This is a genomic window from Actinocorallia sp. A-T 12471 (assembly GCF_033875155.1).
Lineage (GTDB): Bacteria > Actinomycetota > Actinomycetes > Streptosporangiales > Streptosporangiaceae > Actinocorallia.
Genome location: NZ_JAWZTE010000011.1, coordinates 1 through 13354, shown reverse-complemented (window position 1 = coordinate 13354; position 13354 = coordinate 1). Strand labels below are relative to the sequence as shown.

At 69.0% G+C, this 13354-nt stretch carries 15 protein-coding genes; 6 read left to right on the top strand and 9 right to left on the bottom strand.

The features are described from left to right. Positions 1 to 18 precede the first annotated feature (18 nt). A complete protein-coding gene (locus tag R9X44_RS26120) occupies positions 19 to 1455 on the bottom strand; it encodes a gamma-aminobutyraldehyde dehydrogenase (protein WP_319816929.1) in 1437 nt (478 codons plus the stop codon). Between the two features lie 224 nt (positions 1456 to 1679). Between R9X44_RS26120 and R9X44_RS26115 the strand changes: the two genes are divergently transcribed. After that, the gene (locus tag R9X44_RS26115; protein WP_319816928.1) at positions 1680 to 2150 is read left to right on the top strand and encodes an Lrp/AsnC family transcriptional regulator; all 471 of its coding nucleotides are present in this window, start codon (positions 1680 to 1682) and stop codon (positions 2148 to 2150) included. Here R9X44_RS26115 and R9X44_RS26110 read toward each other — a convergent pair. The 8 genes from R9X44_RS26110 to rpsB form a co-directional block, all read right to left on the bottom strand. Continuing rightward, positions 2147 to 2575, bottom strand: coding sequence for an HIT family protein (locus R9X44_RS26110; protein ID WP_319816927.1), 429 nt, complete (start codon positions 2573 to 2575; stop codon positions 2147 to 2149). The genes R9X44_RS26115 and R9X44_RS26110 overlap by 4 nt on opposite strands. Positions 2576 to 2595: 20 nt before the next feature. Next, on the bottom strand, positions 2596 to 3765 hold the full coding sequence (locus R9X44_RS26105; protein WP_319816926.1) for a hypothetical protein: 1170 nt from the start codon (positions 3763 to 3765) through the stop codon (positions 2596 to 2598). 41 nt (positions 3766 to 3806) lie between these two features. Beyond that, a complete protein-coding gene (gene rlmN, locus R9X44_RS26100) occupies positions 3807 to 4997 on the bottom strand; it encodes a 23S rRNA (adenine(2503)-C(2))-methyltransferase RlmN (RefSeq protein ID WP_319816925.1) in 1191 nt (396 codons plus the stop codon). A gap of 14 nt (positions 4998 to 5011) precedes the next feature. After that, positions 5012 to 5791, bottom strand: coding sequence for a phosphatidate cytidylyltransferase (locus R9X44_RS26095; RefSeq protein WP_319816924.1), 780 nt, complete (start codon positions 5789 to 5791; stop codon positions 5012 to 5014). 53 nt (positions 5792 to 5844) lie between these two features. Beyond that, complete coding sequence (gene frr / locus R9X44_RS26090) at positions 5845 to 6402, bottom strand: ribosome recycling factor (protein WP_319816923.1); 558 nt, start codon at positions 6400 to 6402, stop codon at positions 5845 to 5847. A gap of 16 nt (positions 6403 to 6418) precedes the next feature. Further along, a complete protein-coding gene (gene pyrH / locus R9X44_RS26085) occupies positions 6419 to 7180 on the bottom strand; it encodes a UMP kinase (RefSeq protein WP_319817180.1) in 762 nt (253 codons plus the stop codon). A 111-nt stretch (positions 7181 to 7291) separates the two neighbouring features. Further along, the gene (tsf, locus tag R9X44_RS26080; protein WP_319816922.1) at positions 7292 to 8128 is read right to left on the bottom strand and encodes a translation elongation factor Ts; all 837 of its coding nucleotides are present in this window, start codon (positions 8126 to 8128) and stop codon (positions 7292 to 7294) included. Positions 8129 to 8165: 37 nt separating this feature from the next. Next, positions 8166 to 9074, bottom strand: a complete 909-nt coding sequence (gene rpsB / locus R9X44_RS26075; RefSeq protein ID WP_319816921.1) for a 30S ribosomal protein S2 — start codon at positions 9072 to 9074, stop codon at positions 8166 to 8168. A gap of 357 nt (positions 9075 to 9431) precedes the next feature. On the opposite strand from rpsB, the gene R9X44_RS35820 reads away from it, so the two are divergent. The 5 genes from R9X44_RS35820 to R9X44_RS26055 all read left to right on the top strand — a co-directional run bounded on the left by R9X44_RS35820 (position 9432) and on the right by R9X44_RS26055 (position 13168). Beyond that, positions 9432 to 11114 carry a peptidoglycan DD-metalloendopeptidase family protein gene (locus tag R9X44_RS35820; protein WP_413774993.1) on the top strand — a complete coding sequence of 561 codons (1683 nt, stop codon included), beginning with the start codon at positions 9432 to 9434 and terminating at the stop codon, positions 11112 to 11114. A 217-nt stretch (positions 11115 to 11331) separates the two neighbouring features. Further along, the gene (locus R9X44_RS26070) at positions 11332 to 11826 is read left to right on the top strand and encodes a Mu transposase C-terminal domain-containing protein (RefSeq protein ID WP_319816920.1); all 495 of its coding nucleotides are present in this window, start codon (positions 11332 to 11334) and stop codon (positions 11824 to 11826) included. Next, positions 11823 to 11981 (top strand): hypothetical protein, encoded by a 159-nt coding sequence (locus tag R9X44_RS26065; protein WP_319816919.1) that lies wholly within the window; start codon positions 11823 to 11825, stop codon positions 11979 to 11981. The genes R9X44_RS26070 and R9X44_RS26065 overlap by 4 nt, the downstream gene beginning before the upstream one ends. A 91-nt stretch (positions 11982 to 12072) precedes the next feature. Continuing rightward, positions 12073 to 12639, top strand: coding sequence for an ExeA family protein (locus R9X44_RS26060; RefSeq protein ID WP_319816918.1), 567 nt, complete (start codon positions 12073 to 12075; stop codon positions 12637 to 12639). Positions 12640 to 12727: 88 nt separating this feature from the next. Then, on the top strand, positions 12728 to 13168 hold the full coding sequence (locus tag R9X44_RS26055) for a DUF4259 domain-containing protein (RefSeq protein WP_319816917.1): 441 nt from the start codon (positions 12728 to 12730) through the stop codon (positions 13166 to 13168). The last annotated feature ends 186 nt before the right edge of the window (positions 13169 to 13354 follow it).

The window sequence follows — 13354 nt, the reverse complement described above, 5'->3', positions numbered from 1 at the left end:
GTTTATATCCGACTTTTGTTACCGCCCGATGTAGTGCATGACGTGCTTGATCCGCGTGTAGTCCTCAAACCCGTACATCGACAGGTCCTTGCCGTACCCCGAGTGCTTGAAGCCGCCGTGCGGCATCTCGGAAATGAAGGGGATGTGGGTGTTCACCCAGACGACGCCGAAGTCAAGCCGCCGCGTCATCCGCATCGCTCTGCCGTGGTCCTTGGTCCACACGCTGGACGACAGGCCGTACTGGACCCCGTTGGCCCACCTGACGGCCTCGTCCTCGTCGGAGAACGACTGGACCGTCATGACCGGGCCGAAGATCTCCTCCTGGACGTGCTCGTCGTCCTGGTGGAGGCCGGAGATGACCGTCGGGGCGAAGAAGTAGCCGCGCTCGCCGACCTGCGCGCCGCCCGTCTCGACGGTCGCGTGGCCGGGCACCCGGTCGAGGAAGCCCTTGACCCTGGCGAGCTGGCCCGCGTTGTTGACCGGGCCGAAGTAGGCGTCGGGGTCGTCCGGGCCCGCGGTCTTCAGGCCCGCCGCGGCCTCGGACAGGGCCGCGGTGAAGTCGGTGGCGATCCGCTCGGAGACCAGGATGCGGGTGGCGGCCGTGCAGTCCTGGCCCGCGTTGAACAGGCCGGACCCGGCGATGCCCTCGGCGGCCGAGGCGATGTCGGCGTCGTCGAACACCACGACCGGGGCCTTGCCGCCCAGCTCCAGGTGGACGCGCTTGAGGTCGCGCGCCGCCGAGGCCGCCACCTCCTTGCCCGCCCGCACCGAACCGGTGATCGACACCATCTGCGGCGTCGGGTGCTCCACCAGGGCCCGGCCGGTCTCGCGGTCGCCGGTGACCACGTTCAGCACGCCCGGCGGCAGGAACTCCGCGGCGATCTCGGCGAGCAGCAGCGTCGACACCGGCGTGGTGTCCGACGGCTTCAGCACCACGGTGTTGCCCGCCGCGATCGCCGGGGCGAACTTCCACACCGCCATCATCATCGGGTAGTTCCACGGCGCGACCTGCCCGATCACGCCGATCGGCTCACGCCGGATCGATGAGGTGTGGTCGGCGAGGTACTCGCCGGACGAGCGGCCCTCGAGCACCCGCGCGGCACCGGCGAAGAACCTGATGTTGTCGACCATCGGGCCGATTTCCTCGTCCAGCGTCAGCTGGTAGGGCTTGCCGGTGTTCTTCACCTCGGCCTTGGCGATCTCCTCGCCGCGCGCCTCGACCGCGTCGGCGATCTTCAGCAGCGCCAGGCTCCGCTCCCTGGGGGTGGCGTCACGCCAGCCCTCGAACGCCTGCGACGCCGCGGCGTAGGCGACGTCGAGGTCGGCCTTGCCCGTGACCGGGGCCTCGGCGTACGCCTCACCCGTGCTCGGGTCGACGACGTCGGAGTAACCGCCGTCCGAGGGCTCCACATAGGCGCCGTTGACGAAGTTGCGCAGTCGCGCCTTGCCGGTCATCTTCGACCTCCGCAGGTGATCCCGTATCGCTTGACTTTCGCAGAGCATAACGTCAGGGACAAGTGATTCCGTTGTTACAATCGCATTTCACGACGGATTCCCTCGGAGAGGGCCTTTTTGGTTGCGGTTATGCGCCGACACCCGACCCTGACGCGTGAGTCCTGCCCGTCCCTGTGTGAGGCTATGCGGCGCACACGACCCTGGCCAGGCGGAAGGATGGAGCCATGAGCGAGCCCCCGCGCCCCGCCCGCGTCCCCATCGACGCGATCTCCAAGCAGATCATCGAACAGCTCCAGCAGGACGGGCGGCGCTCCTACGCGGCGATCGGCAAGGCCGTCGGCCTGTCCGAGGCGGCCGTACGCCAGCGCGTACAGCGGCTCCTGGACACCGGGCTCATGCAGATCGTCGCCGTCACCGACCCCCTCATGCTCGGCTTCAGCCGCCAGGTCATGATCGGCGTCCGCTGCGAGGGCGACCTGTCCCGCGTCGCCGACGACCTCGCCGCCATGCCCGAGATCGACTACGTCGTCATCACCGCGGGGTCCTTCGACGTCATGGTCGAACTCGTCGCCGAGACCGACGACCAGCTCCTTGAGATCCTCGGCCGGATCAGGGCCGTGCCGTCGGTCGTGAGCACCGAGAGCTTCGTCTACCTCAAACTGCGCAAGCAGACCTACAGCTGGGGCACCCGCTAGCGGCCCTCAGAAGCCTCCAGCGCCTCCCGCACCCTCCGGCCGTACTCCGCGCGCTCCTCGTCCGAGTCGTACCTGTGACGCGGCCAGAAGAAGCCGCGCAGGCCGTCCTTCCGGTTGCGCGGCACCACGTGGACGTGCAGGTGCGGGACGCTCTGGCTCACTTTGTTGTTCATCGCCACGAAGGTCCCGGCCGCGTCGAGGCCCTTTTCGACGGCCCCCGCGACCTCGCGGACCACCTCGAAGAACGGGCCGACCTCCTCGGGCGTCAGATCCGTCAGCGTCTCGGCGTGCCGCCTGGGCACCACCAGCACATGCCCCTTGAACAGCGGCCTCGCGTCAAGGAACCCCACCGCCTCCGGCACATCGAGGACGACCTCCGCCCCCACCTCCCCGGCCACCACCCCGCAGAACACACACTCATCCATGCCCCACCCCTACCCCCACGTCACCCCACCTTCCCCACAGCCTCCCTGGCCCCACCCCCCTGCCCGGAACCCTGACCCTCACCGTCGGCCGAGACGGGCTTCTCAAGCCTCGGCGCGGGCACATCGGAAGCCGACACGTCCCGCGCAGCCACATCCTGTGCGCTCTCGGGACCGGACGCGTCCCGCGCGACCTCGTCAGAGACACGCTCATCCGACGCGGAAGCGTCCCGCTCGAGCACATCGCGCGCGGACCCATCAGAGACGGACGCATCCGGCGCGGGCTCAGAAGCTGCCGCGTCCCGCGCGGACTCATCAGAGACAGGCCCATCCGACGCGGAAGCGTCCCGCTCGAGCACATCGCGCGCGGACCCATCAGAGACGGACGCATCCTGCACGGGCTCAGAAGCTGACGCGTCCTGCGCGGAGGCATCGTCGGCAGTAGGCACGTCGGAGGGCACGTCCTGCGCGGGCTCGAAACCGGGCGCGTCCTGCGCGGAGGCGTCGGGAGCAGGCACGTCGGAGGCCGACACGTCGTGCGCGGACACGTCAGGCGCAGGCGCGTCGTGCGCGGACACATCGGGCGCAGGCGCGTCAGGCGCAGGCACGTGACGCGCGGGGGCGTCGTGCGCGGGCGCGGGGACGGGGGTCGGGGCGGGGGGTGGGGGGAGGTGGTGCTGGAGGTGGTCGAGAGCGGCGGCGAGTTCGTCGAGGAAGCGGTCCACGGCGGGCTCGGCGTAACCGGCCCGGAAGAACACCCCGCCGAAGACCGCCTCGCGCACCGCCCTTCCGGTGACGGCCGGGCCCTCACCGCGCAGGCCCGCGAGGACCCGGTCGAGGAAGGCGTCGACGTCACGCTCCCGGTAGGCCGCGCGGACCCGCGTCACCGGGAACTCCGCCTCCGACACCCACCTGACGAGCCAGGGAACCTGCCCGGAGACCGTCTCCACATACGGGTCGGCGTCACCGTGCTCCCGGTGCTCCAACTGCCGCACGTACTCCAGCAGCGCGACGTCCACCGCCCGCCGGTCGTAGCCGTGCAGGACCACGCCGAGCCGGGTCTCACGCAGCTCCGCCGCGGTGATCGGCGGCACCGGCTCGTCGTGGACGCCCAGCGCCCCCTCGATCCGGACGATCAGCGCGTCGACCTCGCTGGCGAAGTAACCGCGCAGCGCGCGGGGGAACCTGGCCACCGGGGGACTCCTTCGAACTCAAGGCCGCTCTGGCGTTCACGTCAAGCGTTCGTCGCCGCGGCGAGCTGGCCGCAGGCGCCGTCGATCTCCCTGCCCCGCGTGTCGCGGACGGTCACGGCGACGCCGTGCGCCTCGAGGCGGCGGACGAACTCACGCTCGTCCTCCGGCCGCGACGCCGTCCACTTCGACCCGGGTGTCGGGTTCAACGGGATCAGATTGACGTGTACGAGCTTGCCTTTCAAGAGCTTCCCGAGCAGATCGGCCCGCCACGCGTGGTCGTTGACGTCCTTGATCAGCGCGTATTCGATCGACACCCTTCGCCCGGATTTGCGGGCGTATCCGAACGCGGCGTCCAGGACCTCGCGGACCTTCCAGCGCGTGTTGATCGGCACGAGGGTGTCGCGCAGCTCGTCGTCGGGGGCGTGCAGCGATACCGCGAGCCGCACCGACAGGCCCTCGTCGGTGAGCTTCTGGATCGCGGGCACGAGGCCGACCGTCGAGACCGTCACGCCGCGCTGGGAGATCCCCAGCCCCGACGGCGACGGCTCGGTGATCCGCCGGACCGCGCCGAGCACGGCCTTGTAGTTCGCCAGCGGCTCGCCCATCCCCATGAAGACGATGTTGCTGACGCGTCCGGGCCCGCCCGCGATGTCCCCCCGGTTCAGCGCGCGCTGGCCGGCCGCGACCTGCTCCACGATCTCGGCCGTCGAAAGGTTGCGGGTCAGCCCCGCCTGCCCGGTGGCACAGAACGGGCAGTTCATCCCACATCCGGCCTGGGACGACACGCACATCGTCACCCGGTCCGGGTAGCGCATCAGCACCGACTCGAACAGGACGCCGTCGAACGCCTTCCACACCGTCTTGTGGGTCTTCCCACCGTCGCACGCCAGATCCCGCACGGAGGTGAGCAGTTGCGGCAGCAGCTCGGGCCCGAGCTTGTCGCGCAGCTTCTGCGACAGATCCGGCATCTGCTCCGGATCGCTGATCAACCTGTCGAAATAGTGCCGGGACAGCTGGTCGGCCCGGAACGGCTTCTCCCCCAGGGCCGCGACCGCCTCCCGCCGCTCGGCGACCGTGAGGTCGGCCAGATGGCGCGGCGGCTTCGCGCGGCGCGGCCCCGCGAAGATCAACTGACCCGGACGGCGCGGCGCGACGGCCTGGCGCTGCGCCTCTGGGTCGACGTTCTCTGGCCGCTCGTCACTCGGGGACTCCGGCGCTACCTGGGCAGACATTCTTCCAGTGTCGCTCATCGCAGGAACGTCTCGAACAGAATCCACGCGACCGGGACGGTGACCAGCAGCGAGTCGAGCCTGTCCATGACGCCGCCGTGGCCCGGCAGCAGCGTCCCGAGGTCCTTGATGCCGAGGTCGCGCTTGATCATCGACTCCACGAGGTCGCCCAGCGTCGCGGTGAGCACCACGCACGCGCCGAGGATCACGCCCTGCCACCACAGCCCGTCGAGCCGCCACGTCAGCAGCAGCGCGCCGACCAGCATGCAGGTGAACGCCGACCCCGCGAAGCCCTCCCAGGTCTTCTTCGGGCTGATCTTCGGCGCGATCTTGTGCCTGCCGAGGTACGCGCCGACGAAGAAACCGCCGATGTCGCTGGCCACGGTGACGGCGATGAACACGGTGATCCGGTCGGCCCCGTCGGGATGGGCGAGCATCAGCATCGCGAACCCGACGAGGAACGGCAGGTACACCATCGTGAAGACCGCGGCGGTGACGTCGCGCACATAGCCCGCCGCGCCGTCCTTCATCCGCCAGATCAGCGTGACGAGAACGGTCATGGCCAGCGTCACGACCATGCCGCCGGGGCCCCAGAAGAACGCCGCGGGCAGCATCACCGCGCCGCCGAGCGCCACCGGGAGGAGCGGCACCGCGATGTCGCGGGACGCGAAAGCGCCGGTCAGCTCGCGCAGCGCGACCGCGCCGAACACGAGAAGAACGACGATGAACGATTCACGCACGGTGTAGAGCGAGACCAGCACGAGCGCGCCGAGTCCCGCCCCCACACCGACGGCCACCGGGACATTACGCCCGGGATTGCGTTTGGTTGGGGGCTCCACTGCCTGCGTCATCAGACTTCGAGGAGTTCGGCCTTCTTGTGCTCCAACAGAGCGTCGATCGAGGCCACGTACCGCTTCGTCGCCTCGTCCAGCTCCTTCTCCGCACGCCGGACCTCGTCCTCACCCGCCTCGCCGTCCTTGACGAGCTTGTTCAGGGTCTCGTTGGCCTTGCGCCGGATGTTGCGGATCGAGATCTTGGCGTCCTCGGCCTTGCCGCCGGCGATCTTGATGTACTCCCTGCGGCGCTCCTCCGACAGCTCGGGGAAGACCACACGGATGATGTTGCCGTCGTTGCCCGGGTTCACCCCGAGGTCGCTGTTGCGGATCGCCTTCTCGATCGCCGCCATCGACCCCTTGTCGAAGGGCTGGATGACGACCATGCGGGGCTCGGGAAGGTGGAAGGAGGCGAGCTGGTTCACGGGGGTGAGCGCGCCGTAGTACTCCACCAGGATCTTGTTGAACATGGCGGGGGTGACCCGGCCCGTGCGGATGCCGGCGAAGTCGTCCTTGGCGACCGACACCGCCTTGTCCATCTTCTCCTCGGCTTCGAAGAGGATCTCGTCGATCACTGCGTTGGCTCCCGTCTTAGTTCTGTGCCGGGCTGACGAGGGTGCCGATCTTCTCTCCTCGGACGGCCCGCACGATGTTGCCTGTGCCCATCAGGTCGAACACCACGATGGGAAGGCCATTGTCCATGCACAGGCTGATCGCCGTCGCGTCCATCACCTTCAGACCGCGCTGGAGCACCTCGCCGTAGTCGAGGCTGTCGAAGCGGACGGCGTCCGGGTTCGTCCTGGGGTCGGCGTCGTACACGCCGTCCACCTGGGTGCCCTTGAGGACGGCGTCCGCGCCGATCTCCAGCGCGCGCTGGGCGGCGCAGGTATCGGTGGAGAAGAAGGGCTGGCCGAGCCCCGCCCCGAAGATGACCACACGGCCCTTCTGCAGGTGGCGGACGGCCCTGCGGGGGATGTACGCCTCGGCGACCTGGGCCATCGTGATCGCCGTCTGGACGCGGGTCTCCACCCCAAGCCGCTCCAGGAAGTCCTGGAGGGCGAGGCAGTTGATCACGGTGGAGAGCATGCCCATGTAGTCGCCGCGGTTGCGGTCCATGCCGCGCTCGGACAGCTCAGCGCCGCGGAACATGTTGCCGCCGCCGCAGACGATCGCGACCTCGATGCCCTCCTTGACCGTCGTCCTGATCGACTCGGCGATGGTCTGCACCACCGTCGCGTCGATGCCGAGCGGCTGGCCTCCCGCGAACGCCTCGCCGGACAGCTTCAGCAGCACCCGGCGGGGGCGGACATGCGGGGAGGCCGTCGCTGCGTCGGTCTCTGGATTCTCGGGCACGGCGACGGCCTCCTCGGTGTTGCGCACGTTCAGTGTTCAGTTTCTCCCATGGACGGCCCGCGCCCTCCGTCGGGGGGCGCGGACCGTAACGGGGGCGGTACGGTCGGTAGCCTAGGCTTGGCCGACCTTGAACCGCACAAAACGCTCGACCTTGACGCCGGCCTCGTCAAGAAGCTTCGCGATGGTCTTCTTGTTGTCCTTCACGAACGCCTGCTTGAGCAGGACGAAGTCGCTCAGGTAGGAGTTGACGCGGCCCTCGACGATCTTGGCGATCGCGGCCTCGGGCTTGCCCTCCTCGCGGGTCTTGGTCTCGGCCAGGGCCCGCTCCTTCTCGATCACGTCGGCCGGGATCTCCTCGAAGGTGAGGTACTTGGGCGCCATCGCGGCGATCTGCTGCGCGACGTCCTTGGCGATCTCGGGGTTCTCGGCCGAAAGCTGCACCAGCACGCCGGTGGTCGGCGGCAGGGCCGGGTCCGACTTGTGCAGGTAGCTGGCCACGTACGGGCCGGTGAAGTGCGCGAAGCGGCGCAGCTCGAGCTTCTCCCCGATGGTGGCGGAGTTCTCCTCGATCAGGGCCTGGACGGTCTTGCCCGGCTCGATCTCCGCGCCCAGCAGGGCGGGGACGTCGGCCGCGCCGGACTCGGACGCGAACTTCGTGATCTTGTTCGCGAGCTCGACGAACGAGTCGAGCTTCGCGACGAAGTCGGTCTCGCAGTTGAGCTCGAGCAGGGTGCCGTCGCCGGAGCCCTTGAAGTACTCGGCGACCAGGCCGTTGCCCGCGGTGCGCTCGGCGCGCTTGCCGACGTCCTTGGCGCCCTTGAGACGCAGCAGCTCGACCGCCTTGTCGAAGTCGCCCTCGGCGTCGGTGAGCGCGTTCTTACAGTCCATCATTCCGGAGCCGGTGAGCTCGCGGAGCCGCTTGACGTCAGCGGTCGTGAAGTTCGCCATGGTCAGGGATCTCTCTTCGTCGTCTCGTCTGAAGGACTTACTCGGCGGCCGGGGCCTCGGGGGCCGCGGTCTCCTCGGCGGCCTCGGCGGCGGGCGCCTCAGGGGCGGCGGCCTCGGGGGCGGCGGTCTCAGGCGCTGCCTCGGCGGCCGGGGCGGCGTCGGCGGCCTCGTCGTCCTTCTTGCCCTCGAGCAGCTCGCGCTCCCACTCGGCCAGCGGCTCGACTGCCTCGACTGCCTTGTCGGAGCCACCACCGGAGCGGGCCAGCAGGCCGTCGGCGGCGGCGTCGGCGACGACGCGGGTCAGGATGCTGACGGCGCGGATCGCGTCGTCGTTGCCCGGGATCGGGTAGTCGACCTCGTCGGGGTCGCAGTTGGTGTCAAGGATCGCGACGACCGGGATGCCGAGCTTCTTGGCCTCGTTGATCGCGATGTGCTCCTTCTTGGTGTCCACGATCCACACGGCGGAGGGGACCTTCGCCATGTCGCGGATACCGCCAAGGGTCTTCTCGAGCTTCTCCTTCTCGCGGCGGAGGCCCAGCAGCTCCTTCTTCGTCATGCCGGAGGCGGCGACGTCGTCGAAGTCGAGGAGCTCGAGCTCCTTGAGGCGCTGCAGGCGCTTGTGCACGGTGGAGAAGTTGGTGAGCATGCCGCCCAGCCAGCGCTGGTTCACGTACGGCATCCCGACGCGGGTCGCCTGCTCGGCGATGGCCTCCTGGGCCTGCTTCTTCGTGCCGACGAACAGGATCGTGCCACCGTGCGCGACCGTGGCCTTGATGAACTCATAGGCGCGGTCGATGTGGGCCAGCGACTGCTGGAGGTCGATGATGTAGATGCCGTTGCGCTCGGTGAGGATGAAGCGCTTCATCTTCGGGTTCCACCGACGCGTCTGGTGGCCGAAGTGAACGCCGCTCTCCAAGAGCTGGCGCATCGTGACGACGGGAGCCATACCCGTACTCCTTCTTGTGTTTCGGTTCGCCTGTCACGCCCGGACGCGCCCCACCACAACCCGTTCGGATCGCGGACCTTGGAGACGCGCCCCGCTCAAAAGCGGTGAAGCGGACGCTGAGAATTCGGCCGGATGCCTTGCGCGCAGGGCACAGTTCACCCGTCCGTTCCCCCAGTTTAGGGGAACCGCCGCCCCTTCTCGAACCGAAGCCCACAGGAGCCCGCCCCACACCCGACCCAAAACCCAGAAGAGACCACCCCGCACTCCACCCGAAGCCGAACAGCGCCACCCCCGCCGTTATCCACAGAACCCCGTTCGGCCACCCAAATCACGTCACCACCCCGCAGAGTGGCACCCATGATCATGCCGCCCACCCTGCTCACCACACTCCTAGCCCCCCTACCGCCCCTGCCGCCCCTCCCGTCCCCCGCCGAATGGCCCCTGAACCCGCCCTTCACCATCGCCCGCGACTTCAACCCCCCACCCCACGACTGGCTCCCCGGCCACCGCGGCATCGACCTCCGCACCACAACCCCCAACGCCCCCATCCTCGCCCCCGCCGACGGCACCATCACCTACGCAGGCCCCGTAGCCACCCGAAGCGTCATCACCCTCACCCACGGCCCCTGGCGCACCACCTACGAACCCGTAACCCCCCTCCTCCCCCCTGGCACCCAAGTCACCAAAGGCCAACAAATCGCCACCCTCTCCCCCACCCCCTCCCACTGCCCCCCAACCCCCTGCCTCCACTGGGCCCTCCTCCACGGCCCCACCTACCACAACCCCACCAACCTCCCCACCCCACCCCCCATAATCCTCCACCCCCAACCCCACCCACCCAAACAAGGCCCCTCCCCCGCAGCCCCTTCAGGCCCAAACCCTCAAGCCCAAAGACCCCAACAACACACAAAAGCCACACCCCCCAAAACCCCACCCCTCTCCGAACCCCATCCCCAGGCCCCCACCCCACAAGCCCACCCCCCCACACACACAAGCCCCCCAGAAGCCCACCCTCACACCCCCACAACACCCCGCCAGCAAGCCCCCACCCCCAGACCCCAACCAGCCAACTCCCACCCCACAGCACCCACACCCACCACCCCACACACCCCAACCGCACGCCCGCACCCCACAGCCCAACCGCACGCCCGCACCCCACACCGCCCAACCGCGAGAGCCCCACCCCACACGGCCCCACCCCCTCAAAACCCACCCCCACAAAACCTCCCTACAAAACCGCACCTAACCCACCCAAACAGGCCACAACCCCACAACACACTCGCCCCCCACAAGGACTCCACCCCACAAGCCCCCAGCCACAAGACCCACAAGCCCCCAGCCCAAAACCCACAAACCCACCACTTCGGGCATCAACTCCCAAACCCGCCCCCAGCCCAAGCCCGACCCAGCCAGAACCACAGCACAGACCAGACACACCCTGAAGCTCCCCCCTCCGCACCAGCACCCAGCCCCCAACTCCAAGCCCAACCCGCGCCCCACTCCCACACCAGCCCCAAAACCCAGCACCAAACCCCACCCACCGCCCAAGACCCAGAACCAAACCCCACCCACCCCCAAACCGGAACCATCATCCAACCCCAGGCCCAGGCCGAACCCAGCGCAAAACCAGAACCAGAAGCCCAGCCCCAAACTGAAACCAGGCCCAGCCCAGGCCCAGACCCAGGTCGAGCCCAGGCCCAGGTCGAGCCCAGGTCAGACCCAGGGCCAGGTCGGACCCAGAGCCAGGTCGGACCCAGAGCCGGGCCGGGCCGGGCCAAGGCCAGGTCGGTGCCAGAGCAGGGCCAGGGCCAGGGCAGGGCCAGAGCCGGGCCGGGCCGGGCCAGGGCAGGGCCAGAGCCGGGCCGGGCCGGGCCAGGGCAGGGCCAGAGCCGGGCCGGGCCAGAGCCGGGCCGAGGCCAGGGCCGGGGCCAAGGCCAGGCCGGAACCGGCGTCCAGCCCCAGAGGCCCAGCGACCGAGTCGGCCCCAGGGCCAAACCCAGCGGTCGCAGGACCCACCTGCCTGGCTCCAGCCGGGCCTAGGGCCCAGGTACAGCAAAACCGGCCGCCAGGCCCGGAGCAAGGTCGGGCCCGTGCCCCCTCGGACTTCAGGCCAGACCGAAGTTCGACCCCAGGCCCAGCGGCCCTAGGCCCAGCCCGCGTCCAGCCGCTCCTGAGCCAGGTCACGCCCACCCCGAGCCCGACCTGAACTAAGCCGAACCCAGCCCCAGGCCGGACCCAGCAGCCCCTCACACGCTGGATGGCCGGGGCGCCGTTCCCGACCCCGACGCCCTCCCAGCTGGCCGAGGCGTTCAAGTGGAGCGAGATCCGACAGGTCACCAAGACCGCGACCGTTCGGTTGTTCTCCAACGCCTACGAAGTCGACGCCTCGCTGGTCGGCCGGAAGGTCGAGCTGGTCTTCGACCCGTTCGATCTGGAGGTGATGGAGGTCCGCTTCCGCGGCGAGCCGATGGGTCTGGCCAAACCCCAGGACATCGGGCGGCACGCCCACCCCAAGGCCAAGCCCGAACTGCCCGCCGACCCAGACCCGATCACCACCACCGGCATCGACTACCTGGCCCTGCTGGACCAGACCCACACCGAGAGCCTTGCCGGCGGCATCAACTACGCCGCTCTCTCCCGCTTCGACCAGCCCACCCCCGAACAGACCGCCGACATGCCTCCCACCAGCGGAAACACCGACCGGCAGAGTGAGGACGAAGAAGGCGCCACCCTCGCGGAGGACCCGTCATGATGGACCGCATCCAGTCCTACTTCGGCTTCACCAAGATCCCGTTCGGGCGGGACCTGGCGCCCGGGATGCTGCACCTCCACGCCGCACACGGCGAAGCCATGGCCCGCATCAGCTGGTGCGTCTCCGAACGCTCTCTCGGCGTGATCACCGGGTAAGTCGGAGTCGGGAAGACCGCCGCGACCCGCGCGGCGATCGGGAGCCTGGACCCCGCCCGCCACATCCCGATCTATCTCGGGAACCCCGACGTTGGAGTCCGCGGCATCCACACCGCGATCGTCACCGCCCTGGGCGGAGTCCCCAAACCGCACAAGGCCACGCTCATCCCGCAGGCCAACGACGCGCTGGCGACCGAGCTCGCCGAGCGCGGCCCGGACCCCGGTCCTCATCCTGGACGAGGCTCACCTGCTCGCGCACGATCAGCTGGAGTCGGTGCGGATGCTCACCAACCACGACATGGACTCCACCAGCCCGTTCGCCACGCTCCTGATCGGGCAGCCGACCCTGCGCCGGAAGATCAAGCTCGGCGTGTTGGCCGCTCTCGACCAGCGCATCGGGATCCGCTACCACATGGCCGGGATGACGCTCGGCGAGACGGTCAGCTACCTCAGCCACCACGTCTCCCTGGCCGGCCGCGCCGACCCGCTCTTCACCGAGGACTCCGCCGCCCTGATCCACACCACCAGCCGCGGCTATCCCCGAGCGATCAACAACCTCGCCATCCAAGCGCTCCTGGCGACCTTCGCCGCCGACAAGACGATCGTTGACGAAGCCTCCACCCGAGCAGCGGTCAACGAGGTCATCGCACCCGAGTGACGACCGGGCGGCACCGCCAGATCCCAGCCAAGCCATCCCTGGCCAGCACGAATATCATCCCCAGCAATCGGACAAGGGATCGCGGAGCATGGGCAGCTGGGACATCGGACCATTCGAAAACGACACGGGAGGGGACTTCGCCTTCATCCTCGACGACCTACCCGCCGAAGACCGGCCGGCAGCCATCCGCACCGCACTCGAGGAAGGCCTGGCCACCAGTCTCCGAGACGGCGGCCCCGACGAGGAGGCCCTCGCCGCTGCCGCCATCGTCGCCTCCCAATGCCCCGACGGACCCGCCACCCACCCCATCCACGGCCCCCAAAACCCGATCCCGCCGCTCCCCGATGACCTCAGACCGCTCGCGATCCAGGTCCTCGATCAACTCATCGAACACGACTCCTACCTCTGGCAGAACTGGGTCCTCAACGGAAAAGCCGACGCCTGGCTCGCCGGAATCCGCCAGCTCAGAACCGCCATCGCCAGCAACCAGCAAGACCCGAACCAGCAAGCCCTGAGCATTGACACCTAGACAAGGCCAAACCACACCCGACGAGCACGCGTCACGCACGCTGCACACCAAGCCGCCATGACGCACACCAAGACCTCGGCATCCTCACGCTGCCGAGGTCTTTCCACACCCGCTCGTCCTCACCCTGGATGACGCGCTCATCCTCAATTTGAGTGATCGCTAACACCGGGCGGGCCGCGCCGAGGT